31 protein-coding genes and 1 pseudogene are annotated in these 25,949 nt (G+C 28.6%); 22 read left to right on the top strand and 10 right to left on the bottom strand.

The window, feature by feature from the left end; translation table 11 throughout:
* Nucleotides 1–43 precede the first annotated feature (43 nt).
* The 3 genes and pseudogenes from selD to AVBRAN9331_RS01785 form a co-directional block, all read left to right on the top strand.
* Nucleotides 44–1,015: pseudogene (gene selD, locus AVBRAN9331_RS01775) on the top strand (selenide, water dikinase SelD); the annotation flags it as partial.
* A 160-nt stretch (nucleotides 1,016–1,175) separates the two neighbouring features.
* On the top strand, nucleotides 1,176–1,379 hold the full coding sequence (locus tag AVBRAN9331_RS01780; RefSeq protein WP_214149898.1) for a hypothetical protein: 204 nt from the start codon (nucleotides 1,176–1,178) through the stop codon (nucleotides 1,377–1,379).
* Nucleotides 1,380–1,738: 359 nt separating this feature from the next.
* The gene (locus AVBRAN9331_RS01785; protein ID WP_336612295.1) at nucleotides 1,739–2,092 is read left to right on the top strand and encodes a hypothetical protein; all 354 of its coding nucleotides are present in this window, start codon (nucleotides 1,739–1,741) and stop codon (nucleotides 2,090–2,092) included.
* 159 nt (nucleotides 2,093–2,251) lie between these two features.
* Here AVBRAN9331_RS01785 and AVBRAN9331_RS01790 read toward each other — a convergent pair whose 3' ends face one another.
* The 3 genes from AVBRAN9331_RS01790 to dcd form a co-directional block, all read right to left on the bottom strand.
* A complete protein-coding gene (locus AVBRAN9331_RS01790; protein WP_336612296.1) occupies nucleotides 2,252–4,840 on the bottom strand; it encodes a molybdopterin-dependent oxidoreductase in 2,589 nt (862 codons plus the stop codon).
* Nucleotides 4,841–4,850: 10 nt separating this feature from the next.
* Nucleotides 4,851–5,417 (bottom strand): cytochrome C, encoded by a 567-nt coding sequence (locus tag AVBRAN9331_RS01795; RefSeq protein ID WP_214116380.1) that lies wholly within the window; start codon nucleotides 5,415–5,417, stop codon nucleotides 4,851–4,853.
* A 220-nt stretch (nucleotides 5,418–5,637) separates the two neighbouring features.
* A complete protein-coding gene (dcd, locus tag AVBRAN9331_RS01800) occupies nucleotides 5,638–6,198 on the bottom strand; it encodes a dCTP deaminase (RefSeq protein WP_214116378.1) in 561 nt (186 codons plus the stop codon).
* Nucleotides 6,199–6,295: 97 nt separating this feature from the next.
* Between dcd and AVBRAN9331_RS01805 the strand changes: the two genes are divergently transcribed.
* Nucleotides 6,296–6,718 carry a TOBE domain-containing protein gene (locus tag AVBRAN9331_RS01805; RefSeq protein ID WP_336612297.1) on the top strand — a complete coding sequence of 141 codons (423 nt, stop codon included), beginning with the start codon at nucleotides 6,296–6,298 and terminating at the stop codon, nucleotides 6,716–6,718.
* 3 nt (nucleotides 6,719–6,721) lie between these two features.
* Nucleotides 6,722–7,507: a hypothetical protein gene (locus AVBRAN9331_RS01810; RefSeq protein ID WP_336612298.1), complete on the top strand. Its 786-nt coding sequence runs from the start codon at nucleotides 6,722–6,724 to the stop codon at nucleotides 7,505–7,507.
* 3 nt (nucleotides 7,508–7,510) lie between these two features.
* Here AVBRAN9331_RS01810 and rpsR read toward each other — a convergent pair whose 3' ends face one another.
* The 6 genes from rpsR to AVBRAN9331_RS01840 all read right to left on the bottom strand — a co-directional run bounded on the left by rpsR (nucleotide 7,511) and on the right by AVBRAN9331_RS01840 (nucleotide 12,452).
* Nucleotides 7,511–7,771: a 30S ribosomal protein S18 gene (gene rpsR / locus AVBRAN9331_RS01815; RefSeq protein WP_214116366.1), complete on the bottom strand. Its 261-nt coding sequence runs from the start codon at nucleotides 7,769–7,771 to the stop codon at nucleotides 7,511–7,513.
* A 10-nt stretch (nucleotides 7,772–7,781) separates the two neighbouring features.
* Nucleotides 7,782–8,306 (bottom strand): single-stranded DNA-binding protein, encoded by a 525-nt coding sequence (ssb, locus tag AVBRAN9331_RS01820; protein ID WP_214116364.1) that lies wholly within the window; start codon nucleotides 8,304–8,306, stop codon nucleotides 7,782–7,784.
* A 10-nt stretch (nucleotides 8,307–8,316) separates the two neighbouring features.
* Nucleotides 8,317–8,700, bottom strand: coding sequence for a 30S ribosomal protein S6 (gene rpsF / locus AVBRAN9331_RS01825; RefSeq protein WP_214116362.1), 384 nt, complete (start codon nucleotides 8,698–8,700; stop codon nucleotides 8,317–8,319).
* A 90-nt stretch (nucleotides 8,701–8,790) separates the two neighbouring features.
* Nucleotides 8,791–9,738, bottom strand: a complete 948-nt coding sequence (locus AVBRAN9331_RS01830) for a hypothetical protein (protein WP_214119599.1) — start codon at nucleotides 9,736–9,738, stop codon at nucleotides 8,791–8,793.
* Entirely contained in the window at nucleotides 9,731–11,641 is a 1,911-nt protein-coding gene (locus tag AVBRAN9331_RS01835; protein WP_214119601.1) for an RNB domain-containing ribonuclease, read from the bottom strand. The genes AVBRAN9331_RS01830 and AVBRAN9331_RS01835 overlap by 8 nt, the downstream gene beginning before the upstream one ends.
* Nucleotides 11,634–12,452 (bottom strand): HDOD domain-containing protein, encoded by an 819-nt coding sequence (locus tag AVBRAN9331_RS01840; protein ID WP_214116357.1) that lies wholly within the window; start codon nucleotides 12,450–12,452, stop codon nucleotides 11,634–11,636. The genes AVBRAN9331_RS01835 and AVBRAN9331_RS01840 overlap by 8 nt, the downstream gene beginning before the upstream one ends.
* Nucleotides 12,453–12,551: 99 nt before the next feature.
* Between AVBRAN9331_RS01840 and ilvC the strand changes: the two genes are divergently transcribed.
* The 13 genes from ilvC to AVBRAN9331_RS01905 are packed head-to-tail and all read left to right on the top strand — an operon-like array spanning nucleotide 12,552 to nucleotide 21,729.
* Complete coding sequence (ilvC, locus tag AVBRAN9331_RS01845) at nucleotides 12,552–13,571, top strand: ketol-acid reductoisomerase (protein WP_214116355.1); 1,020 nt, start codon at nucleotides 12,552–12,554, stop codon at nucleotides 13,569–13,571.
* On the top strand, nucleotides 13,571–14,614 hold the full coding sequence (locus AVBRAN9331_RS01850) for a divergent polysaccharide deacetylase family protein (protein ID WP_336612299.1): 1,044 nt from the start codon (nucleotides 13,571–13,573) through the stop codon (nucleotides 14,612–14,614). The genes ilvC and AVBRAN9331_RS01850 overlap by 1 nt, the downstream gene beginning before the upstream one ends.
* On the top strand, nucleotides 14,589–15,368 hold the full coding sequence (locus AVBRAN9331_RS01855) for a DNA-processing protein DprA (RefSeq protein WP_214150099.1): 780 nt from the start codon (nucleotides 14,589–14,591) through the stop codon (nucleotides 15,366–15,368). Before AVBRAN9331_RS01850 ends, AVBRAN9331_RS01855 begins: the two co-directional genes overlap by 26 nt.
* Nucleotides 15,368–15,742, top strand: coding sequence for a Holliday junction resolvase RuvX (ruvX, locus tag AVBRAN9331_RS01860; RefSeq protein ID WP_336612300.1), 375 nt, complete (start codon nucleotides 15,368–15,370; stop codon nucleotides 15,740–15,742). The genes AVBRAN9331_RS01855 and ruvX overlap by 1 nt, the downstream gene beginning before the upstream one ends.
* Nucleotide 15,743: 1 nt before the next feature.
* A complete protein-coding gene (locus AVBRAN9331_RS01865) occupies nucleotides 15,744–16,250 on the top strand; it encodes a tetratricopeptide repeat protein (protein ID WP_239803139.1) in 507 nt (168 codons plus the stop codon).
* 23 nt (nucleotides 16,251–16,273) lie between these two features.
* Complete coding sequence (locus AVBRAN9331_RS01870) at nucleotides 16,274–16,930, top strand: tetratricopeptide repeat protein (RefSeq protein ID WP_239803140.1); 657 nt, start codon at nucleotides 16,274–16,276, stop codon at nucleotides 16,928–16,930.
* 16 nt (nucleotides 16,931–16,946) lie between these two features.
* The gene (locus tag AVBRAN9331_RS01875) at nucleotides 16,947–17,714 is read left to right on the top strand and encodes a tetratricopeptide repeat protein (protein ID WP_336612301.1); all 768 of its coding nucleotides are present in this window, start codon (nucleotides 16,947–16,949) and stop codon (nucleotides 17,712–17,714) included.
* Between the two features lie 32 nt (nucleotides 17,715–17,746).
* Nucleotides 17,747–18,613, top strand: a complete 867-nt coding sequence (locus tag AVBRAN9331_RS01880; RefSeq protein ID WP_336612302.1) for a tetratricopeptide repeat protein — start codon at nucleotides 17,747–17,749, stop codon at nucleotides 18,611–18,613.
* Nucleotides 18,614–18,638: 25 nt separating this feature from the next.
* Entirely contained in the window at nucleotides 18,639–18,986 is a 348-nt protein-coding gene (locus tag AVBRAN9331_RS01885; RefSeq protein ID WP_336612303.1) for a hypothetical protein, read from the top strand.
* A 35-nt stretch (nucleotides 18,987–19,021) separates the two neighbouring features.
* Nucleotides 19,022–19,405 (top strand): tetratricopeptide repeat protein, encoded by a 384-nt coding sequence (locus tag AVBRAN9331_RS01890; RefSeq protein ID WP_442862288.1) that lies wholly within the window; start codon nucleotides 19,022–19,024, stop codon nucleotides 19,403–19,405.
* A 16-nt stretch (nucleotides 19,406–19,421) separates the two neighbouring features.
* Nucleotides 19,422–20,201, top strand: a complete 780-nt coding sequence (locus tag AVBRAN9331_RS01895) for a tetratricopeptide repeat protein (RefSeq protein WP_239803144.1) — start codon at nucleotides 19,422–19,424, stop codon at nucleotides 20,199–20,201.
* Nucleotides 20,198–20,857, top strand: a complete 660-nt coding sequence (locus AVBRAN9331_RS01900; RefSeq protein ID WP_336608706.1) for a tetratricopeptide repeat protein — start codon at nucleotides 20,198–20,200, stop codon at nucleotides 20,855–20,857. Before AVBRAN9331_RS01895 ends, AVBRAN9331_RS01900 begins: the two co-directional genes overlap by 4 nt.
* The gene (locus AVBRAN9331_RS01905; RefSeq protein WP_336612304.1) at nucleotides 20,857–21,729 is read left to right on the top strand and encodes an RsmB/NOP family class I SAM-dependent RNA methyltransferase; all 873 of its coding nucleotides are present in this window, start codon (nucleotides 20,857–20,859) and stop codon (nucleotides 21,727–21,729) included. The genes AVBRAN9331_RS01900 and AVBRAN9331_RS01905 overlap by 1 nt, the downstream gene beginning before the upstream one ends.
* Nucleotides 21,730–22,063: 334 nt before the next feature.
* On the opposite strand, the gene AVBRAN9331_RS01910 is transcribed toward AVBRAN9331_RS01905, so the two are convergent.
* On the bottom strand, nucleotides 22,064–22,591 hold the full coding sequence (locus tag AVBRAN9331_RS01910; protein WP_214119628.1) for a hypothetical protein: 528 nt from the start codon (nucleotides 22,589–22,591) through the stop codon (nucleotides 22,064–22,066).
* A 188-nt stretch (nucleotides 22,592–22,779) separates the two neighbouring features.
* Between AVBRAN9331_RS01910 and AVBRAN9331_RS01915 the strand changes: the two genes are divergently transcribed.
* From AVBRAN9331_RS01915 to AVBRAN9331_RS01930, 4 genes are all read left to right on the top strand, one after another.
* On the top strand, nucleotides 22,780–23,445 hold the full coding sequence (locus tag AVBRAN9331_RS01915) for a tetratricopeptide repeat protein (protein ID WP_336612305.1): 666 nt from the start codon (nucleotides 22,780–22,782) through the stop codon (nucleotides 23,443–23,445).
* 172 nt (nucleotides 23,446–23,617) lie between these two features.
* Entirely contained in the window at nucleotides 23,618–24,283 is a 666-nt protein-coding gene (locus tag AVBRAN9331_RS01920; RefSeq protein ID WP_336612306.1) for a hypothetical protein, read from the top strand.
* Between the two features lie 591 nt (nucleotides 24,284–24,874).
* Nucleotides 24,875–25,006, top strand: coding sequence for a hypothetical protein (locus AVBRAN9331_RS01925; protein WP_336612307.1), 132 nt, complete (start codon nucleotides 24,875–24,877; stop codon nucleotides 25,004–25,006).
* A 264-nt stretch (nucleotides 25,007–25,270) separates the two neighbouring features.
* Entirely contained in the window at nucleotides 25,271–25,927 is a 657-nt protein-coding gene (locus AVBRAN9331_RS01930; protein ID WP_214150089.1) for a hypothetical protein, read from the top strand.
* The last annotated feature ends 22 nt before the right edge of the window (nucleotides 25,928–25,949 follow it).

The following is a 25,949-nucleotide window of genomic DNA, read 5'->3' on the forward strand; positions in this document are numbered from 1 at the left end:
ACTTACTCAATTTAGCAAGCACGCAGGTTGAGGAGCTAAGCTAAGTCAGGCTGACTTACACAATGCTTTAGCTAATATTAAACCTAGCGAATTTGTATTAAGCTCAACTACTAGTAATGAAGATGCTTGTGTTATTGATTATCCTAAGGTAATTTCTACTAATTTAGAAGATTTTGCCTTAGTTCAAACACTTGATTTTATTACCCCAATCGTAAATGATGCTTATGATTACGCTGTAATTGCTGCAGCAAATTCATTAAGCGATATTTTTGCAATGGGTGCAAAAGTTATGAGTGCTATGAATATAGTTGCATTTAGCGAATGCTTATCTCAAGATATTTTAAAACAAATGATAGCAGGACTTAATGATACTATTAATTTAGCGGGTGGATTTTGTGCTGGCGGGCATACTTTAAATTCTAGTGAAGTATTTTTAGGGCTTAGCGTTACTGGTTATGTTAAAAAAGATAGTTTTTTAAGCAATAATAAGTCCTTAGAAAATGATGTTTTAATAGCTACAAAACCACTAGGAACAAGTCTTAATGCTATGGCTATTAAGGCTAATTTAGACGATGATTTTAGCGAATGTATAAATGGTATGAAAAGCCTAAATAATAAAGCTTTAGAACTTTTAAATGGCATAAAAATCAATGCTTGCACTGATATTACAGGCTTTGGACTTATTGGGCATTTGAGCGAAATGCTAAATGATAAAATATCAATTGAAATCAATTCTGATGCGATAAAGTATTATAAAAATACTTTAAATTACGCTAATTTAGGGCTTTTTGGAGCAGCTAGTTATACAAACAAAAATAGTTTAAAAGGACTTGTAAAATCGTTTATTGAAGATGATTTACTTTTATATTCTCCAGAAACAAGTGGTGGATTAATCCTTAGCATTAACGAAAAAGATACTCAAAAAGCTTTAGATATTTTACACAATGCAAATATAAACGCCTACGCCTTTGCTAGAGTTGTAAAGAAAAACGATAATAGAATTTGTATTTTTTAATAAATCAGTTTTCTAAAAATATTTATCATACATTAACTTAGGGGGGGGGTATAATTATTATCTAATTACAAATAAGAAGATATAATGAAAAACCCTTGCTATTTTAGTTGCATTAGTTTTTAGTGCTTGTAATGATTTTAAATTAAGTAATTTAAACCCTATGGAGCTTTTGTCAAACCCTGATTTAATAAGCAATCAAACAAAATGTATAAAAGATAAAGATGCAAATTCTTGCATTAAAGTCGCTGATGAATTAGCTAAAAACTCAAATTCTAAAGAAAACTTAGACAAAATAAAACAACTATATAATCTTGCGTGTTCGTTCGGCTCAAAAGAGGGTTGTGTTAAATTAAATAATTATTAAAAAGGGGAAAATCCCCTTAACTATGCTTTCATAGGCTCATTAAATAATATGAGTTTTTAATATTCAAATTTAAATTACAACTTCACTTGTAATTATTAATTTTATGGAATTTAAAACTTAGTAATATAAAAAATTTATCTCATATTTATCGCACAGACTTCTTTATAAAAAATACTAATCAACCCACTTGCTTAGCAACACCACTAAAAATAGTGCCAAATCTTGAGTGAATTTTTTACTCTTTGATTGTTAGATTGAATACAACCATCAAGATAATAATTAAATACCAATTATTTAATCACTATAAAAACTTTTCAACAAGCTAATTAAATAATTTCAATCTAAATCAAGGGAAGATTATGGAATTAATAGAAATTTCTAGTGATGAGTTTTTTAATTTCGCAAAAGATGTGCAAAATACTTTTCAAATAAGTCTTATAGATAAAACTGATGAAAATGTAATCACCATCGATGAGATTTTCAAATCTTTAGAAAATAAAAATGCTAAAAATTTTTATGTATATGACAATGGTGTAAAAATAGGTGGAGTATGCCTTTTAATAGATAAAAATACCCAACAAATAATCTTGATTTATTTTATATACTTGAAGAATTTCATAATAAAGGCTATGGTTTTAAAACTTGGCAAATGGTGGAAAAAACTTTTCCTAAAACTAAAGTTTAGACTAAAACAACACCTTATTTTGAAATAAGAAATATCCATTTTTATGTTAATAAATGTGGTTTTAAAATAGTTAAATTATCAAATTTATCCGATAAATTTAATAATATTGAAGAAGTAGAATGGTTTTTTGATTTTGAAAAAATAATGAATAATTAAAATTAAATTCTAGGGGCAAATGCCCCTAATATTATGCTTTTACAGGTTCAGTGAATACTACGATTTCAGGTTTTTCGCCTTCAAATTTTTTGATATTTACTAAAGCTGTATGAGAGATATTTCCGTTTGCAAGTTCGCTTGTTGGAATATCTATTGTTAGCACATTCGCACATCCGTATTTGCAATCATTATTATCATCAGGGTCATACCAGCCACCTTCTTGTAGCACTACAACACCTTTTAATACATCATTGCTTACAACTGCTCCTGCAATAACTTTACCACGAGCATTGAAAACCTCAACTAAATCTCCATTTTTAATACCTTTAGCCTTAGCATCTTCGCTATTGATTAAAATAGGCTCGTGTCCATTTACAGCATAAGTTTCTCTTAAACTTGTGTGGCATAGTTGTGAATGTAAGCGGCTCGTTGGATGCGGGCTAATCATATGAAATTCTGCGCTCTTTTCTTTCATACCAAGCCATTCAATTGGTTCAAACCACATAGGATGGGCTTTACAATCTTTATAGTTCATTTTTTCAATAGTTTCACTATAAATCTCAATCAAACCACTCGGAGTTCCTAATGGATTTAAGATAGGGTCTTCTACGAAGTCTTTAAATCTAACGAACTCATAAGCATCTTGAGAAGCTTCAAATTTCAATGCTTTATTGTTTTCCCAAAACTCTTTAAATTCAGGCATTTCTACGCTTGTGCTTTTCTTAGCAGCGTTATAGTATTTTTCTATCATTTGTTCTGGAGTTTGATTTTCTGTATAAGCATTTACTAATTTTGTAGCTAACATTGCTGCATCTTTTTCACTTGCACCCTTGCTAATCGCACAAAGAGTTCCATAAACTTTAGCAAGTTCAACAAAGATTTGCATATCATCTTTACTCTCTTCAACAGGCATAACAGCAGCTTTCATAGGAACTATATGCATATTAGAATAATCCCCACTCATAGAAATATCATTTCTTTCATATTGGCTAGTTGTAGGTAATAATATATCAGCCATTCTAGCAGTTGGAGTCCAGTAAATCTCATTTACTACAACGGTTTTTAGCTTTTGCCAAGCTTTTTTTAGAGTTTTTAAATCTTGATGATGAACGAATGGGTTACCGCCTACCCAATAAACAAAATCTATATCACTATAAGTAATTTTTTTACCATTATGATCTATTGTCTTACCTGGATTTAATAGCATATCAGCAATTCTTGCTACAGGAATTTCATTATCACTTGTCTTTGATAACCACTCAGGTAGATTTTCGCCTGCACCACTATTTCCAGGTATAAATTTACCATTTTTATCAAATGTTCCTTGTTTAACGCCTTTAAACACGCCTTTATCCCAAAGACCATTCATACTAGCGTTAATTCCGCCTACTATTGGAGCATTAGTTGTAGCAACACCACCATTTGAATAATGATAGCTTAAACCAAATCCGCCACCATCTTTACCAATATGACCTAGCATTGCACATAAAGTTACAAGCATCCAATGAGGTTGCTCTCCGTGATGAGCTCTTTGCATACCCCAACCACTCATTACTAAGCTTAGATTTTCTCTTAATTCCTTAGCTAAATTCTCAATTGCACTTGCTTTAATTCCGCAAATATTTTCAGCCCATTTGCTATCTTTTTTAACGCCATCAGTTTTACCCATTAAATAATCACTAAATTTATCAAATCCTATTGTGTAATTCTCCATAAATTCAGCATCATAAAGCTTATTATCAATTAAATATGTAGCCATACCCATCATCATTGCCACATCAGTATTTGGGCGTGGAGCTAACCACTCGCCTTTACCTTCAAAGAATTTAACAGTTGAACTAGCTCTTGGGTCTATGCAAATTACTTTTATTTTGCTTTCTTTAATTTTTTCCATATATGCACGACCTTCGCCATCAGTTACAGTCCAAGCAATTTTTAAAGTATCAATAGGATTTGCACCCCAAATAACTATAACTTTTGTATTTTCTAATACTAAATCCAAGTTAGTTTGTTGCTCATAAACTTCAATAGAGCCAACAACATGAGGCATAATAACTTGTGATGCACCAGTAGAATAATCTCCTAATGAGCCTACAAATCCGCCCGTTAAGTTCATAAATCTATGAAGTAATATTCTTGAATTATGCACATTTCCGCTTGATTTCCAGCCATAGCTACCTGCAAAAATCCCATTAGCTCCTTTTTCATCATAAGTTCTTTTTAAACTCTCTGCAACTAATTTTAAAGCTTTATCCCAGCTTACCCTAACCCACTCATCTTTACCACGAAGTTCAGGTTTATTATCTAGTGGATTTTCTAAGAAACTTTTTCTAACATAAGGATATTTAACACGATTAGCATATACTAAATCAGATGTGTAGTGTTGTAAATCATTTTTTAAATTCTTAGTTTGATTTGCATCAAATGGCTCACTTTTTACTACTTTACCATCTTTTATAGTAAGTTTTAAAATACCCCAATGTGCTCCCGTTACAACTTCGCCATTTTTTACTAAGCCACTAGCAACTGCTTTACTTTCAGCTCCTAATACATTTATAGGTGCAAAACTCATAGCACCAACTGCAGCTGAACCTTTTAAAAAACTTCTTCTATTTAGCATAATGTCTCCTTTATTTCATATCTTTTGCGTGTTTTTGTAGATATTGCACCACTAATTGTCTATCAGCTTTATCAATTCCTGTTCTAGTCTCCATTGCCTTAAATGTAGCTGGCCATTGATTTGCATTAAATTCACTAACAGGATGAAGTGGATGACAAATGCCACAATTTTCTTCAAACATAGCTTTACCTTTTTCAAAAAGTGGTTTTGCTGATTTTTCTAAATCCACTAGCTCATCTTTTTTAGCAAATACTTTAATACTAGCTAATTTAAAACCATTTTTTAATTCTTTTTCAACTTTAAAATCTACTTTAGCATTTTTACCAAATGCTGCTACTAAAATTCTATTTTTGTCATTAAAATATAAAATATTACCTTGATTAGGATTGTAATATCCTTTAATTTTAAGTTCAGCTAAATCGCCGTCTTTTACTATCTCAAAAGCATTAGTTGGAAGTAGTTTTCCTTCTGCTTTTTTCGCATCTACTGAAGTGTAAAGATTAATAATTTTACCGCTAAATTGCTCTGCAGCAAATACTGAAGCCGCTAAAGCACAGCTTAAAAAAATCTTTTTCATAAATCTCCTTAAAATAAAATTAATTTTTAAAACTTGTTAAAAATTATAAAATTATTGCACTAAATAGTAAATAATTTTTATTCATAAAATATTTTATTGAATATTTAATTTGCCTTAGATTAAGGTGCTTGCTAAGAATAATTTTAGAATGCAAATATTATTTGGAATAATAATAAAACTTAAGAATTTGAAAAATCACTTTCAAATTCTTGAAGATAAATTACTTTAAAACTTTTGGAAGAGTTATGCCTGTTTGATTTTGATATTTACCTTTTTTATCAGCATAAGAAGTAATGCAAGGCTCATCACCTTGTAAAAATAACACTTGAGCTATACCTTCATTTGCATATATTTTTGCAGGTAGTGGAGTGGTGTTGCTAATTTCTATTGTAATATGACCGCAAAACCCAGGCTCAAAAGGTGTAACATTTACAATAATTCCACATCTTGCATATGTGCTTTTACCAAGACAAATTGCTAATACATCTCTTGGCATTTTAAAATATTCAACCGTTCTTGCAAGTGCAAATGAATTCGCAGGAACAATACACTCATCACCTACAAAATCAACTACATTTTTATCATTAAAATCCTTAGGGTCAATCATAGTGCTATTTACATTTGTAAATATTTTAAACTCACGCCCAACACGAATATCATACCCATAACTAGAAAGTCCATAGCTAACTACATTTTTACCTACATTCTCTTCACAAAATGGAGTTATCATTTCGTGTTTTAATGCCATTTCTTTTATCCAAGCATCACTTTTTAGTCCCATTCATATCCTTTTTATGATTTTTAACTATTATACATTTAATTTTTAATATAGGTTTTATTTTATTATTAGATGAAATTTATGAATTTAAAGGAAGATTATGTTAAGTGCAAGAAATATATTAAAAATACAAATAACTAAAGTTGAGAGTTCGCCTATTATTTCATTAGTTACCGCAAAATTAGAAAATAATAAAATAATCAAATCTTTAATAACTACAGAAAGTGTAGATGATTTAAATCTAAAAATAAATGATAATGCTATAGCAGTATTTAAAGCAAATTCTGTAATTGTTAGCAAAAACGAATGTGCTACTCGTTTAAGTAGTGCAAATGAACTAAATGGCAAAATCGTAAGTATAAAAAATGGTTCGGTATATAGCATAATAGAAATTAATTGTAATGGAATTTTAATTACAGCTAGCATAACCAATGATAGTGCAAATAAGATGGATTTAAATATAAGTGATAATGTAAATGTTTTAATAAAAGCGAGCGATATTTTAATAGGAATTAAAGAATAAAATATGAAAATATTTTTAAGCTGGCTAATAAGTGAGATTAAATCAAATGAAAAATCTTTCATAGCTTTTTCTTTTTCTACTAAAAAATTAAATATTTATTATTATTTATTTTTTGCTTTATACTTGCTTATAAAACCTGATAATATCACTAAAATATTTCGTGTATTTATAGATGAAAAAGCAGTATATGATGATATATTTTTATTAATTCCTTTTGCAGGACTTCAGATTATTTCTTTTGTAATATTTATCCCATCTTTTATAGTGGTTTTATTTAGCTTATTAATTGATAAAGATAAAATTAATCTTGCTTGTGAATTAGAAGATTTTTTCAAGGCTTTATTTTATGCGTTTATATTTGTATTTTGCATATTTTGTGCTTTAAGCTTTATTAGCCAATCTAATGAGCTTTTCTTTATTTGTTTAATGGCATTTGTGTTTATATCTATATTATTATTTATAATTGCTAAAGATAATTTATATTATTTTTTTAGCATTATTTTATATCTTACTTGCTCGTTACTTCTTTATGAGCTCATAGATATTTTTTATATTTTAGTTTCTTTTTTGATTTTACTTATAATTTCAATTTATATAAGGCTTAGAAGTATTTATTTATTTTTATTATCAATGCCTTTGATACTTCATTATTTTATAGAGTTTGCACATAGTTATTTTGCAGGCAGTGAAGGTGTGATAAATGCTTTAAGTGAGTTGTTTATTACTTTGGCTATATTTATTTTGATTTTTGTATATGATAAAAGAATTAGGCTAGAAAATCTAGCCTAAGAATTATAGACCTTCAAACGGATTTGTAACTACGTTTTTGCGGTCGCATACATAAGGAATTAAAGCAACTGCTCTTGCTCTTTTAATAGCTAGCTCAACCATTTCTTGGTGTTTTTTGCTTGTTCCTGTTAATCTTCTTGGCATTATTTTAAAACGCTCTGATAATGCGTGTTTTAATAATGCTGTATCTTTATAATCAATAAAATCAACTTTTGCTTCTGTAAATTTGCAATATTTTCTTGAATACTTTCTTTTTTCTGCCATAATTTATCCTTTAAAATGGTATCTCTGCATCATCTGCCGAGTTATAATTATAATTATTTCTTTCTTCAGCAAAATTATTTTGTCTTTGATAATTCTGCTCTTCTCTTGCATAATTATTTTGTTGATAATTATTTTGAGTAGGTCTATTGTAGTTGTTATTTGCTTGATAATTGTTTCTAGGAGCATTATTATTTTGCATTTCATCAGGTTTGTTGTCTAACATTTCCATATTTTCAACTACAAGTTGAATTTTTGAACGATTTTGATTGGTTGCTGTATCTACCCAAGTTTGTTGTTGTAAATAGCCTTCAACCATTAGTTTTGAACCTTTTCTTAAATATTGCCCTACAATTTCTGCTAATCTAGCATAAAACACTACATCTATAAATAAAGTTTCTTCTATTCTTTCGCCTGTGTTTGAGCTTCTATATCTACTAACAGCCATTGCATTATTTACTACCGCACTACCTGTTGTACTAATAGTTTTTATTTCTACATCTCTTACCAAACGACCTATTAGAATAACCTTATTCATATCTTATCCTTTATTCTGCTGGAGTTTCAGCCTTAGTTTCTTTTTTGCTTTCTTTTTTACCTAATCTTTTGCCTTGAGAAAGTATTTCCCACGCAGCAATTTCGCGTCTGTTTTCGTATTTAACGATTAAAAATCTAATTACATCTTCAGTGATTTTTAAAACACGCTCAAGTTCTTTAATTAATGAACCTGGAGCTTTAAAATATATTACATAATATACGCCACGCTCATATTTATCAATTTGGTAAGCTAATTTTCTAGTACCCATTTCAATAGTATTTGCAATTTCAGCACCATTTTTTACTAGAGTTTCTTTAACAAACTCAACTCTTGCTTTTAATTCTTCATCAGTTAGCGTTGGCTTTGCGATGAATAAAACCTCATAATGTCTCATGATTCTCCTTTTGGATATTAAGCCTAGATTTACTAAGCAAGGAATTTTGCATAAAGCAAGGCTTGATTTTAGCAGTTTAATCTTAATATTTTATGAGTTTATTAAAAAATATATTTTTAAAAGATTTGAATATGCTATTTCTTTTGAAGAATTATTGTTATTTAGTTTTAATTCATATTCAGCGTTTAATAAAATTGCGAAAATTTCTTCATAAAAATTAGATAATTTTCTAGCTTGATTTTCTAATTCTACGCAAACTTGTCTTGGTGGAGTGTAACCAAAGGCTATTTTATAATCAATTCTACCATTTGTTTTTAGATTTGCACTTATTGTAAAAAGTCTTATTAAACTTGAATAAAGTTTATTGATTAAAGCGATTTCATCTTCATTTTCTAAGATTTTATAAATATATTCATTTGGCTCTTTTGTCTTTAAAAAATTACTTAAAAAATCATCAAACCCTAAAGCATTATCGCTTTCTAAATGCTCTTTAATAGTGCTTAAATCTAGTGTTTGATTTTTATATTTTAAAAGCTCACAACCTGCTTTAAATATATCAAATTCATAATTTTTTTGAAGATATTGCAAGGCTTCTTCACTAGCATTTATTTTATAAAAATTAGTAATTTCTTTTAATAAAGCAATTTGCTCAAAGCTAGTCTTTTTCTCAAAAAATCTAACAAAATTATTATTAATACTTAATTCTAAATCTTTTAAAGCTTTTCCATCATAAATAGCTAATATTAATTGATTTTCACTATTAATATGTTTTAGAATTTCTTTTAAATCCTTACTTGAAATTCCTTTTTCAAATTCCAAAATCAATTGCTTAGAACTAGCAAATAACGAACTCTCACTTAAAAAATCAACAGCTTTATTTAATTTATAATCGCTATCTCTTAAAATCAGCCTTTCATCGTATTTTTTCAGACTTTTTATGATTTCTAAGTTTATAAATATGCTTAATCTACACGCCCCATAAAGCATAAAGGCATTAGGAAGATTGTTTTTTATTTTGTTAAATTCTGCTTCATACATCTTTAACTATCCTAGCAAAAACCTTAGCGCTTATTAAATCTACTTCATAAATCTCAACTAAAACCCTAGAAAATAAAGTTACATTAGGATTTGCAATAAATATCCTTGCACCCTTAAACTCATCATCTAAAACACCTATTGTAATATCTTCGTTTTTAGTGATTTTTACATAAAATCTTTTACCAATATTTTTATGAAAATATCTTGCATAAACCCTATCACAAAAATCCATTGCCACCTTATCAGCTTCTCTTTCAAGATTACTAACTTCAAAACATTTATTCTCAAGGTTCGTGCTAAGGTATGTAAATAGTTTATCTTGATTTTTCATAAGAGCTTTTAATAATCTATGCAAAATCAAATCCGAATATCTTCTAATAGGACTTGTAAAATGCGAATACCTTTCAAATCCTAATGCAAAATGCCCTTTATTTTCATGTCCATATTCAGCTTTTTTAAATGAACGAATGATGATTTTATCTACTTCAGCACGGATATTTAATTCATCTGCTAAGCTCTGAATATTTTTGATATTTTCATAGATGTTTTCTCCACCACTAAAATCAAGTCCTAATAATTGCAATTCTTCATACATAGCAGCGATTTTATTGTAATTTGGGCTTTGATGGTTTCTAAAAATAGCTAAATCAGGGCACATTTTAGCCGCTGCTTTATTAGCAAGTAGCATACAATCCTCAATCAATTGATGAGACCTTGTTGATTGCTCGTAATAGGTCTTAGTAATTTGCCAGTCGCTATCAATCTCCATTCTTAGCTCTTCTGTTAAAAAATTAAAACCTTTATTTAATCTAGCGTTTCTTATCTTTTTTGTAAGCTCATTTAAAGAATATAAATAATTGCATTCTTTTAAATCAGTTTTTTTGTCTAAATATTCATCTACTTCATCGTAATTAAATCTTCTTTTTGAATTAATTATGCCTTCATAGATTTCTTCTTTTATTACTTTTGCACCTTCAAAATATATTTTAAAACCAAAACAAAGCCTGTCTTCATTTGGGTTTAAAGAACAAATTCCTTCACTTAAAACTCTTGGTAACATAGGAATGCTTTTATGTGGAAAATATATACTAAATCCACGCTTTAAAGCTTCGTTATCTAAAGCGCTAAAAGCCCTTACATATTCACTTACATCAGCAATTGCTACATATAAAATCTGATTTTTTTCATCAAAATAAATAGCATCATCAAAATCTTTTGCGTGAATTGGGTCTATCGTGCAAAATGGCAAATGCCTTAAATCAAGTCTATCAGGATAAAAACTAGCATCAACACTGCCACTATAAGCATTTGCTTCATCTAAACACGCTTTATCAAATTCTTCGGTTTTATTAAATAAAGCCATAGAGATTTTTTCATCTACTTTTTCATCACTAATATGCCCTAGCACTTCTACTACATTTGAACTTGCATTATCAATCTTTAAAATAGTGCCAACAGGTAAGGCTTTTAATGATTTTTGAGATACACTAAGTTGTCTTAAAAGTCCTGTTTTAAAGCATTTTCCAAATACTACATTTTTTAGCATTTGAGTAATAACTAAAGAAAATTCTTCTTCTCTTTTTAAGACAAGTATTACAGCAGCACTCGGGCGACCTTTTTGCTTTTTAATCTTTTTTGCAATTACAATATCGCCGTATCTTGCTGAATGTAAGTCTTTTGATTTTATGAGTAAATCTCGCTCTAAAAACGACGCTTGTAAAAATCCATCGCCTTTAGAATTTATATCCATTTTGCCATAATAAAATCCATTATTAAAATAGATTTTATTATTGTATTCGCTTACTATTTTTTCTGTTAATAAGACTTTAATTATTTCTTTTTGTTTTGAATTAGCATTAAGCTTATTAAAACCTTGCCTAATGTTTTCTAAAAACTCAAGCATCTTGTTCTACTACTTTAATAGCGTCTATTAATTTATCTCCTAATAAGCCATTATTTTTAGCGTCTAATACACATTGAACTATCATTTCTTCATTAAAAAATCCAAAAATATTAATAAGATTTGAAACTATATTTAATGCAATTGCATTCTTTTTTATATCATTACTTGCGTTTTCTGGATTTACACTATAAAAAATAGCATCAATCATATCAACTTCAAGATTCCATTTATCAAATATCATAGAAGTTACTTCTTCGCTACTCATTCCTAAAAACTGCTTTTCATAATCACTTAATTCTTTAATATTTCTTAAATCACTTAATCCATTTTTAAATTCTTCTGCTTTATTTGTTTCAACTAATTCAGAAGATATAATTATCTTGCCAATTTCTAGCAAAAACGATGCTGGAATTACGACTTTTTTAGTATTGTCTGCACTTCTATTAAGCCAATTAATTGCTAATGAATTTTGCATAGTTGAGATTTTTGCAAACATTGCTTCATTCATATTGTAAGCACTTAAATTGATTTTAAAAGAGTTTTTAACAGCTGCATTTAAAGCAAATCCTTTAATAGTTGTCATTCCAAACAAATTAACAGCCCTATCAACACTACTAATTTCTCTTGAAAATCCGTATAAAGGCGAATTTGCTGATTTTAAAATATTTGCAGTTAGCATTGGGTCTTTTTCAACTATTTTCGCTAAATCTTTTAAAGATGAGTTTTCGTCATTACAAATTCTTTGAATTTCTAAAGTGCTTTCATTAAGCGGAGGTAGGCTTTTTATTCTTTTACTAATAAAATCTTGCATAATAAACCTTTTAAGTAAATAAAATTTGATATTTTTTTATTAGATTGTAACTAAAATAGTTATAATTTGCTTAATTAAATCAAAAGAAAAAGGAAAAATATGGCAGTAAATGTTTATTATGATCGTGATTGCGATTTAGGTTTAATTAAAAGCAAAATAGTTGCGATTATTGGTTTTGGCTCACAAGGACACGCTCACGCTGAAAACTTAAGAGATAGTGGTGTAAAAGTTATAATTGGTCTAAGAGAAGGAAGCTCGGCTAATAAAGCTCGTGCTAAAGGTTTTGAAGTTTTAAGCGTAGCTGATGCGACTAAAAAAGCTGATGTTATTATGATTTTAACTCCTGATGAGTTTCAAGCTCAAATTTTTAATAGCGAAATTAAACCAAACTTAAGCGAAGGAAAAGCTATAGCATTTGCTCACGGATTTAATGTTCATTACGGACAAATTGTAGCTCCAAAAGGAGTAGATATTATAATGATAGCACCTAAAGCACCAGGTCATACGGTAAGAAATGAATTCGTAATTGGTGGCGGTGTTCCTGATTTAATAGCAGTTGCTCAAGATGAAAGCGGTAATGCAAAAGCTCTAGCACTAAGCTATGCAAGTGCAATTGGTGGCGGACGCACAGCTATAATTGAAACTACATTTAAAGACGAAACAGAAACAGACCTTTTCGGCGAACAAGCAGTGCTTTGTGGAGGTTTAACTGCACTTATTGAAGCAGGATTTAATACACTTGTAGAAGCTGGATATGAGCCTGAAATGGCATATTTTGAGTGCTTACACGAAATGAAATTAATCGTTGATTTAATGTATCAAGGCGGAATTGCTGATATGAGATATTCTATTTCAAATACAGCTGAATACGGCGATTATATTACAGGCGAAAAAGTTATAAACGAAGACAGCAAAAAAGCTATGAAAAAAGTATTAAAAGATATTCAAGATGGCACATTTGCAAAAGATTTCATCTTAGAAAGCCGTGCAAATTATCCAAAAATGAATGCAAGACGCAATATTACTAAAAACAGCCTTTTAGAACAAACTGGCGTTAAATTACGCAAAATGATGCCTTGGATTGAAAAAAGCAAATTAGTTCAACAAGATAAAAATTAATGGCTAAAAAAAAGCAAAAAAGCAAAGCTAATTCTAGCTTTGCTAAAACTCTTAAAATAATTTTTTTATTTTTATTATTATTTGGCATAGGGCTTTTAGTATATTTAAATATATACGAAAGTAAAGAGCAAATTAGCGAAACTAAAGAGATAAAAACTCAAAAAGAAATTCAAAAACCAAAACCGCAAACAATAGTAAATGCTATAAATAATTATAAAAATGAAAAAAGCATTGATAAAGACAAGAATTTAAATCAAAATTTTAGTGATATATTTGCTAATATGGATTTAGAAAAAAATGATGATAATTGTAAGGTAACTAGCGTAACTTGTTTTGATACTAAAGAAACTTCAGCCTTTGGTTCTTTAGCAAGTGCTACTAATATTAAGGCAAAATTAGCAATTATTATTGATGATGTTGCGACAAAAGAACAAAGCGAAGAAATCAAAAAAATTATTAAAAATGGTAAAAAAATCACTCCGAGCTTTTTTCCTAACACAAACAATCACCCAGATACTAATAAATATTCAAAAGAATTTAAATCTTTTATGATACACCTTCCTTTAAGGGCTTTAAAGTTTAATAAAGAAGAGCCACTAACCCTTACTCCAAGTGATAGTTATCAAGCGATTGAAAATAGGATTAAAAATATCAAAATCGCTTTTCCAAATCTAAAATATCTAAACAATCATACAGGCTCATTATTTAGCGAAGATGAAAACGCTATGAGAAATTTATTTAAAGCATTGAAAAAATATGATTTGATTTTCGTTGATTCAAGGACTAGTGCTAACACAAAAGCACCTACAATTGCAAAAGAATTTAATCAATTTTATATACACAGAAATGTATTTTTAGATAATTCACAAGATTTAAATGATATTCGCAAAAAGCTAGATGAAGCAGTGGAATTTGCCCTAAAACACAAAAGAGCAATAGCCATAGCACACCCACACAAAAATAGCCTAAAAGCAATTAGCGAATATGACTTTTCTAAAGTTGAGCTAGTTTATATAGATGATATATACAACGATTATAAATGAGTTTAATACTCTTAAAAACCCGCCTAATAAGATTTATTATAAAGGCAATTTAGAACTTTTAAAAATGCCTAAAATAAGTATAGTAGGCTCTAGAAAAATGAGCGTTTATACAAAAAATCTAACCTTTAAACTAGCACAAAAACTAAGCCAAATAGGTATTTGCGTAGTAAGTGGTGGAGCAATTGGAGTAGATATTGAAAGTGCAAAAGCAAGTCTGCCTTATCATATAGGAATTTTTGCAAATGGGCTTAATAAAATCTATCCAAAAAGCAATGAATTAATCATCAAACAAATATATGAAAACGCCCTAGCGCTAAGCGAAAACGAGCCAAATCATATCCCATTAAAACACGATTTTTTAGCTAGAAATCGCCTTGTAGTAGCTCTTGGAGATATTTTAATCATCACCCAAGCAGACCTTAAAAGCGGTTCATTAAATTCAGCAAAACACGCCCTAGAATATGGAAAAGATATTTATGTGTTAGCCCAAAGAATAGGAGAAAGTGATGGCACAAACGAGCTAATCGCAAACTATAAGGCAAAAATAATTTATGATATTGATATTTTCGTAGCACAAATGCAAGAATACTTCAGCGTTCAAAAATGCTACACTCAAAACTACGATGAGTTTTTAGAATTTTGCAAAAACGGAGCAAATCTTGATGAAGCCTTAGAGCGATACGGCGAATTAGTATATGATTATGAACTTGATGGAAAAATAATAATTGATGGAGTTTTAGTTAGGAGTGTTTAATGGAAAATATACTTGCACTTGATTTAGGACTTAAACGAATTGGCGTTGCAATTAGCATAATGAAAATTCCTATGCCCCAACCTGCAATAATTAGAATAAATCGCAATCAAGCAGCCACAGAAGTAAAAGCACTAATCAAAAAGCACAAAATCACTAAAATTGTAATAGGCATTCCAATGGGTGGTAGTGCTGAAGATGAGATGAGAAGAAGAGTGGAGCATTTTTCAAAACTAATTGAGTTTAGTAATATAGTCTATCACGATGAAAGTTTTACAAGCAAGCAAGCAGCAAAAATTATTAGTAGCAAAAAAAAAGATGGCAAACAAGATAGCATTGCAGCATTTTTATTGCTTAAGGATTATTTAGGAATTTAAATTGAAAAAGCTCGTTTGTTTGCTTATATTTAAAGTTTTGTTAGCAAATGATTATGACTTAGGATTTGAGATTTTTAAAAATATTGATTTTACAAAAGAGCCAATTGAATACGAAAATGATTTAAAACAAGTTTATAATTTATGGTCTAAAGCTTGTAAGAATAAAAATATGCAAGCTTGTTATGATTTAGGGTTTTTATATGAGAGCGGAATAGGAACTAAGCAAAATTATACTAAAGCCATAAATCTTTATACTAAAGCTTGTGAAAATAACTTATATGAAGCTTGTTATGCAGTAGGTTTTATGAATGCTTATGGGATTGGAACGCAACAAAACAAGAAAAAAGCTATTAAATTCTATACCAAATCTTGTAATCATAATTATGCTGTTGGGTGTTATTTTTTATCATTTTTATATAAGAATAAAAAAGCTAAAGAATATTTAAAAAAAGCTTGTGATTTAGGCGATGAAAGAGCTTGTAAAAGTATTGAGAATTTGAAAGATTAAATTAGAAATTTAAAGGAAGTAAGGTGAAAAAATTATTATGTTTAGCACTTTTAGGTGCAAGTGTTTTAGGTGCAGTTGATATTAGTGGATTAGAAAAAGCTTGCAATAAAAACGATTATAAAGCTTGTGATGCTCTTGGATATTTATATGCAAGTGGCGAAGATGTGGAGCAGGATTTTAAAAAAGCGAATAAATTATGGATTAAGGCTTGTAAAGGTAAAGATGCTTCTTCTTGTTTTAATATAGGATTATCTTACGAACAAGGAAACGGAGTAAAACAAGATTTAAAAAAAGCAAGTGAGTTTTATATTAAAGCTTGTGATGGTGGACATACTTTTGCTTGCACGAATTTAGGTTCTATGTATTTTAAAGGAGATGGCATAAAACAAGATTTAAATAAGGCGAGAGAATTTTATACTAAAAGTTGCGAACTACAAGATTTTGGTGCTTGTGGATTTTTAGGCTTTATGTATTATTCTGGAATTGGCGTTGCAAAAGATATTGAAAAAACAAAAGAATTATGGACTAAAGCTTGCGATAATAAAGACGGGGAAAGCTGTTTAGCTTTATCAAGTTTATATGAAAATGATATTAAAAAGTCTATTGAATTAATTAAAAAAGCTTGTGATTATGGAGAACATACTAGTTGTTTGCTGTATAAAAAAATAAATAAGCAATGACACTAAAGGAAGTAAAATGAAAAACTTATTATGTTTAGCACTTTTAGGTGCTGGTATTTTAAGTGCAAATGAGCTTGAAAGTCAGTGTAATAAGGGCGATTTGGAAGCTTGTTCAGATTTAGGAGTAGAATATGCTAAAAATCAAGATTATGCTAAAGCAAAAGAATATTTTACTAAGGCTTGTGATAACGGAAATGCTACGGGTTGCAATAATTTAGGGGTTGTTTATGCGAATGAATTTGGAGTAAAACAAGACTATACAAAAGCAAGAGAGTTTTATACTAAAGCTTGTGATAATGGGGATACTATGGGTTGCTCTAATTTAGGGTTTTTATACGAAAAAGGACTTGGAATAAAGCAAGATTATTTTAAAGCAAGAGAGTTTTATGCCAAAGCTTGCAATAACGGAAATGCTACGGGTTGCTTTAATTTAGGAATTTTATATGCAAATGGATTTGGAGCAAAACAAGATTACATAAAAGCAAAAGAATATTTTACTAAAGCTTGCGATGGTGAAAACGCTAGTGGTTGCTCTAATTTAGGGGTTGTGTATGCAAATGGATTTGGAGCAAAACAAGATTATGCAAAAGCAATAGAACTTTATGCTAAAGGTTGTGATGGTAACGATGCTATGGGTTGTTATAATTTGGGGGCTTTATATAATAACGGGCAAGGCGTTAGAGAAGATAAAAGAAAAGCTAAAGAATACTTAAGAAAAGCTTGTGATTTAGGCGAACACAACAGCTGTAGTCATTATGAAATATTAGATGAGCAAGGGTTTTGATAAATAACAATGATAAATTTAAAGGAAGTAAAGTGAAAAAATTATTATGTTTAGCACTTTTAAGTGCTGGTATTTTAAGTGCAAATGAACTTGAAAGTCAGTGCAATCAAGGGGATTTTGAAGCTTGTTTTAATTTAGGAGTAGAATATGCTAAAAATCAAGATTATACTAAATCAAAAGAATATTTTACCAAGGCTTGTGATAACGGACAAATTCTTAGTTGCCTTAGCTTGGGTGAATTTTACTTTTTTATAAATCAAGATTATGCTAAAGCAAAAGAATATTTTATTAAGGCTTGTGATGAAGATGCTACGACTTGCTCTGATCTAGGGTTGTTATATAGTGAAGGGTTTGGAATAAGACAAGATTATATAAAAGCAAAAGAGTTATTTACCAAAGCTTGTGATGCGGGAAGTGTTGTTGGCTGTGTTAATTTAGGAAATTTATATGCTAACGGAAATGGTGTAAAGCAAGATAATGATAAAGCAAAAGAGCTTTATACTAAAGCTTGTAATGATGAATTTACTGAAGGCTGTTATGGTTTAGGATTGTTATATAGCAAAGGGGTGATTAGAACAAGCGAAGATTATTTAAAGGCAAGCGAATTTTATACTAAATCTTGTGATGGTGGAGAAAGTGTTGGTTGTTATAATTTAGGTGTTTTATATAGCAGTGGGTATGGAGTAAAACAAGATCCTATTAAGGCAAAAGAGCTTTTTACTAAAGCCTGTGAAGATGGGTTACCTAATGGTTGTTTTAATTTAGGCAGTTTGTATTATAAAGGCAAAGGTGTAAAACAAGATAAAACAAAGGCTAAGGAATATTTTGGCAAAGCTTGTGATTTAGGCGGTCAGAATAGTTGTTATTGGTATAGAAAATTAAACGAGCAAGGATATTAATAATAAGAAATTTTAAGGAAATAAAATGAAAAAATTATTATTTTTAGTGCTTGTAGGTATGAGTTTATTTGCAAATAAAACCAATAAAGAATGTTTAAATATGAATTATAAAACTTGCTACGAGATAAATGATAAGAATTTAGAAAGTAAATGTGACAATAAAGATTATCATGCTTGTTTTTTATTAACACTAATTGAGTTAGATAACAATTGCAACAAAAACGATTATGAATCTTGTCATAAACTAGCTAACGAATATGAGAGTGATTGGAAATTTAAAAAAGCTATAGAATTGCATACAAAGGCGTGTAATGGTGGATATTTTCAAAGTTGTGATTTTTTAGGCTTTTTTATGAACATGCTCGTGGGGTAAAGCGAGATATTGCTAAGGCGATACATTTTTATAAAATAGCTTGTGATAACAAGGAATATTTAGCATGTGAAAGCATAGGTTATATATATTCTGAAGGTTTTTGGCTTATGCAAAATCATAAAAAAGCGATTGAATATTATAAAAAAGCTTGCGAGTATAATAAAGGAAGATGTGAAAAATTAGCTTGGCAATATGAAAAAATAGATGATTTCAAAAATGCTATTAAGGCTTATGAAATTTCTTGTGATGCTAAAAATAATAATGCCTGCTTACGCTTAGGAATAATGTATGAAAACGGCGAAAATATAGAGCAGGATATAAATATGGCAAAAAAATATTATAGTCTTACATGCCGATATAAAGGCGGCATAACTTGTGATAAACTAGAAATGTTAAACCAACAAGAAATTATAAAATAAATATGTAGGATAAAATATGAAAAAATTATTATCTTTGGTATTTTTTAGTATAAGTATTTTAGTTGCAAATGAAAACAATAACGAATGCTTAAATATAGATTATAAAACCTGCTTTAAACTTAATGAAGCCGAACTAAAAAGCAAATGTGATAAAAAAGATCACCCATCTTGCTATCTTTTAAATACGCTAAAATATGAAAAATTATGCGCTCAAAATGATTTAGAAAGTTGCTACGAACTAGCTGGGCAGTATGAAGATCATAAAAAATATAAAAAAGCCTTTAAACTACACACAAAAGCATGCGATGGTGGGTATTTTTCAAGCTGTGATTATTTAGGTTTTTTTTATGAACAAGCTCGTGGTATAAAGCGAGATATTAAAAAAGCTATGCAGTTTTATGAAATAGCTTGTGATAATAGAGTAGCGAATGCTTGCAAAAGTTTAGGCAATAAGTATTCTACAGGTTTTTGGGTTAAGCAAGATCATAAAAAAGCGATTGAATATTATAAAAAAGCTTGTGAATATGACCGACCATATCAATGTGAGGAATTAATATACGAATATGAAAAAATAAAAGATTATAAAGAAGCGATTAAGATTTATAAAAAAACCTGTGATAACGGATATTTCCCAAGCTGTGAGCGTTTGTTTTTGATGTATAAAAATGGCGATAGGGTAAAGCAAGATTTAAATTTAGCAAAAAAATATTTAGCCGATGTTTGTCGTTATAGTCCTGAGTACTGCGAAGAATTAGAAATAAATGAAGAAGAAATCTTTAATCAGGAAGTAAAATGAAAAAATTATTATTTTTAGTGCTTTTAGGTGCTGGTATTTTAGGTGCAAATGAGCTTGAGAGTAAGTGTAATAATGGAGATTTTCAAGCTTGTTTTAAATTAGGATTAGAATATTATGGCAAACAAGATTATGTAAAAGCACAAGAATTATGGCATAAAATGTGTGATGGTGGGGATGTTAATGGTTGTACTAACTTAGGAATTTTATATAAAAACGGAAAAGGTGTAAAACAAGATTATTCTAAAGCAAGAGAGCTTTTTATCAAAGCTTGTGATGGTGGGAAAACTATGGGTTGTTTTAATTTGGGGATTTTGTATGAAAACGGACAAGGTGTAAAACAAGATTATTCTAAAGCAAGAGAGCTTTTTATCAAAGCTTGTGATGGTGGAAATATTCCAAGTTGCACTAATTTAGGGTTTTTATATTATGAAGGATTAGGAGTAAAGCAAGATTATTCTAAAGCAAAAGAATTTTATACCAAAGGTTGTAATGGTAATGATGATAGAGGTTGTTTTAATTTGGGGATTTTGTATTACAACGGACAAAGCGTAAAACAAGATGAAAAACAAGCTAAAGATTATTTTAAAAAAGCTTGTGAATTAGGACATCAAGATGGTTGTAATAATTATAAAGTATTAAACGAACAAGGATATTAATGATATTTAATCATACCGAGCATTTTAACGAGATTTATGGCTTTAAAAAGCCAATTGATTTGGAGTATTTCGGAGTATTTATAAACTCTATTAAATGCGATGAAGAAGAGTTTTTAAGTGTATTTAGTAAGTATTCGCCTACAAAGTTAGATGATAATTTTTATATTTTTAATCAAGAATTTAAAATAAGAATTTCAACTCACGATTTAGCAATAAATGGCGGTATTTATATACAAGATTATTCAAGTTATTTATGCGCTAAGGCTTTAAATGTTAGCTCAAGCGATATTATTTTGGATATGTGTGCTGCTCCAGGGGGTAAGAGTATAAATCTAGCTAATTTTAGCGACAATTGTGAAAATCTAAGCTCAAATGAGCTAAATAGCAAAAGATTTTTTAATCTTAAAAAAATCCTAGCAAACTACGGCGTAAAGGCAAAAACCTATAATCACGATGGCGTTTTGATAGGTCGTAAAACGCCTGAGCGATTTAGCAAAATATTGCTTGATGCTCCGTGTAGCACATTTATGCACGATTTTTCTATCACAAAAAGCCAAAAAGAAATAAAGCAAATCGCCACTACTCAAAAAAAGCTTTTAAACTCTGCCCTAACAGCTTTACAAATAGGTGGGGAGCTAGTTTATAGCACTTGCACGCATAATTTTTATGAGAACGAAGCAGTGATTTATAATGCGCTTAATTCTAAATTTAATATAGAACTTTTAGAAATTCATTTGCCTTGCGAATATTTACAAGGACTAAGTAATTACGATGAAAAATATAGTGATGATAGACTTGATAAAACTTATCGCATAAAGCCAAGCAACACACATTCAGGCTTTTTCATAGCAAAATTAAGGAAATTAGGCTAAATTATTTTGCTAATAAATTTGTAATATTTTAAGAAATATTGAGCTAATTAGTGAGTTTAAATTATAAAAACAAAATAAAAGATATTATGGAATTTATTTATAAAAACTACATAGATAGATTTAATAGTATTAAAAAGACTTAAAAGCAAGAAAACGATAAGATATTTAATCAATACATAGCAAAATCTTATAAAAAATAAATTATTTTAATAATCTGCCTTGCCTAATCAACTGCAAAATATTCTAATTAGCTATTTTAATTGTTTAGCTTGGCAATTAGTGTTTTTACAATAATTAGTTAAACCTAAATACTTAATAGTATTTAGGGAAAGTTTTAATTATTTGTTTGTTCTTTTAGTTTTTCTTCAAGTTTTTTAAGCTTTTTTTCTGATTTTTTATGCTCTTTTTCAACTTTTTCTACTTTATCATCAACTTTATTTTCTAATTCTTTAGCTTCTTTTTTAGCTTTATTTTTTAATTCTTTTTCTTCTTTATCAGCTAATTTTTTAGCTTCTTTATCTTTTTTAGCTTTGATTTTTTCTAAATCATCTTTGTATTTATCTTCAACTTTTTCTTTTTTAGCATTTAGTTTTGCTTGGCTTTTTTCTAATTTTTTACTCTCGTAATCATATTTAGTTTCAGCTTTGATGGTTTTTAATTTTTCATTATCTATTTTACCATCTACACAATTTTTGCTGATTTCTTGTTTTTGTGTTTTTAAATATTCTAACCTTTCTGGATTTGCCTTTTTTTGATTTTGAACTTTTGTGATTTGCTCATCAAGTTTATTTAAAACCTTATCACACGATGTAGCAGCAAAAAGCGATGAAGCTAAAGCAACACTTAAAATTAACTTATTCATAAATTCTCCTTAAAAAATATTCAGCAAATAGTATAAAAACACTCATTAAACAATTAGCTTAACTAAATAAATTATATGTAGCTAATACAAATTAAGTAAAACTTAAGAATGGGGGGGGGTATTATAATGATTTTACAAAAAGCATAATGCAAAGCATTAGGCTTTAAACCAAATCAAAAGGAGAAAATATGAAAAAATTATTATGTTTAGCACTTTTAGGTATAAGTGTTTTAGGTGCAAATGAGCTAGAAAATAAATGTAATAAAAAAGACCTAGGAGCTTGTGTGGATTTAGGAGTACAATATTCTAATAATAAAGACTATGAAAACGCAAGAGATTTATGGATTAAAGCTTGTAATGGTGGAAATACTGTGGGTTGTTATAATTTAGGTGTTTTATACAGTGGAGAGATTGGTGGACTACACCCAAATTATGAAAAATCAAAAAATTATTATACAAAAGCTTGTAATAGCGGGTATGCTATAAGTTGCTTTAAATTAGGGAATTTAGAAAAAAAGGACAATATGACAAAAGCATTAGGGTATTATTTAAAAGCTTGTAATGGCAAATATATTGAGGGTTGTTATGAATCAGGAGATTTATATGAATATGGAGATAGCTGGAAAGGCACAATGAAAGTAGATATGCCAAAAGCGATAAAGTATTACACAGTAGCTTGTGATAGTGGAAATGTTAAAAGTTGTGATCACTTAGGGTCAATGTATAAATCCGGAGTATCTGTAAAAAAAGACCTATCAAAAGCTAAAAAATACTTTAAAAAAGCTTGTGATTTAGACCCTTATTATGGAGTAATATTCAAACCTTGTGATGAATATAAGAAAATAATTGAATAGCATAAACTTTTTCATTAGATGCTGTTGGTTTTGTTGATTTGAAACAAAACCAAGAACCTTTTTTTAATCTATATAAATTTCGTATATTTTAAGTTTAGTTTATGTTTTTGTTTGTATAAAAAACTTTAAATGCTTGTTTTAAGATATAATATGCCAAAACTAAGGAAGCGTTATGGCAAATAATTTAAGCCTAAAAGATTTGATTTCAACAAAAAGATTATACTGCTATAAAAACATAAACGAACATTTTGACAACTTAATATTCATAAGCAAAATTACGCCTAAAATAGCAACAATTGAAATATGTGTTAGAAATATATTTGATATATATCAGCCCAAAGATTGGATAATAAATAGTCAAGATAATGAGATTTTAAAACAAGTTCAAATAATCCAACACAGATATGGCAATGATAGTATTAACCACGAACAATATTTATCAAATTTAACTTTAGGACAAGTTGTTTATCTTGTAAAACAAAGTGGATTAAATCATTCTGTGTTTTTTGATAATATAGATAATATTGATTTTAAAAAATATTGTTCTTTAAATATAAATTATTATAAAAATATCAAAGGCGAAAAAATAAAACTTTCTAATCAGCAAAAGATGAAAATAATCTTAAGTTTGCTTGTTGATATTAGAAACAGAAGTTATCACTGGGAAAATATGTTAAAAACAAAAATCAATAATAACAATCCAGACAAAGTATTTCCACGTATTTCAACAAATATCAAAAACACAACAATAGGAATTATGCCAGATAAAATCAATGTCTTTCTTGATGATGTTTTAGATATGATAAATGTGGATATTAAGCAATTTTTAAATATATAAAATAAAGTAGAAAATAAACACGGTTTGAAACTTAGAGTGGGGCAGAAGTCTACCCCTTTCGTTCATCGGACAAGATTATATTTTTTTTTACTTAACAAAGTCTAAAATTTGTAATTTTTAATATATATTGACATTTAAAGATATAAATAAAAGCATAAATCTTTAAAAAGCGTTGTTTTGATAAATTTATAATTTTGAATTTATAAAAAAATTACAATATTTACTAAAATAAAAGTCAAATTTTATAAATTTTTATTTGATTTGTTAATACTAGTACAGACACCAAACACCATAAAATACCCTATAAAATTAGAAATTTATTATGTTAGGTAGTGATAAAATAGTTTTTATCAATTAAAAAGCAAAAGAACTTTATGTTAAAGCTTGTGATTTAGGTTATTAAACTGGTTGTGATGAGAAGGTTTTAAGTGTCTTTAGCAAGTACTTGCCTACAAAATTAGATAATAATTTTTATATTTTAGGCTGGAATTTAAAATAGGAATTTCAACTCACAATTTAACTAAAAACGGCGATAAAACCATAAGAGATTAAAATATAATTAGACAAATTGAAGGCAAAAAAGACGCAAGAATGCTAACTAATGCTTCATTTAATTATAATTTTACGAATAATCTAAGGCTAATGACCGAGTTTGAAAGGACATTTTTTGGTGATTTGAATGTAGATTATTCACTTAATATGACTTTAAGAAAGAGCTTTTAAATTCTAATTCCTATTTGAAATTCTAAGAATTTCAAATAGGAAATTCATCGAAAATATCAAATAATTTAAAATAAGAATTTCATTAATCAAAACCTAAAAGCATTTATAACTTTAACAAATACAACTCATAACAAAAACAATAAATTTTTCATAATTTTAAATATAAATTAAGTAAAACTTAAGAATGGGGGGGGGTATTATACTGATTTTACAAAAAGCATAATGCAAAGCATTAGGCTTTAAACCAAATCAAAAGGAGAATTAATGAAAAAATTATTAACAGCTAGTTTGTTTTGTAGCGTGGCATTATTTATGAGTGCTTGTTCTGATGAAAAAAAAGAATTAAGTCAAGATGCGTTTAAGTTTGATATTGAAACTGAAACAAAAGGATTCGGTAAATATATTACGATAAGACACATTTTAAGTCTAACAACTAAAGATGATATTGAAATTAAAAAAATTACAGCAAATCGTGGTACTTGTGAAGTAAGAGATTGGAATAAAGAACATGATGAATACAATTTAAGCGATAACTTAATATCTGATGAAACTCCACCAAAAATATGTAATGCTGGAATATTAAATAAAAATTGGATTGATTATTGCGAAAACTTAATTAAATGGGCAGAACTAAGCAAAGAAAATTGTAGTTATGAGTATAAATATGATATAGGTGGTAAAAGCGAAGATTATAAAAACATAAATGAAAGAGTAGAAAAAACAGAAAATAAAAAATATATTGAAAATTGTGAAAAAGCAAAACAAGTTGCTAAAGAAAAATACAATGGGAAATATTATTATGATTATAAAGTGCCAATGAAATTTGGTGAAACTAAACAATTTGGCATATTTGATTGTTCTGATGTTGTGGAATTTAGCGTATATACAAATAAAGGCTTTGTAACTTATAGCGTTAAATAATAGCTTAGCTAAAGGAAAAACC

It is taken from the genome of Campylobacter sp. RM9331, from assembly GCF_020137685.1.
Lineage (GTDB): Bacteria > Campylobacterota > Campylobacteria > Campylobacterales > Campylobacteraceae > Campylobacter_E.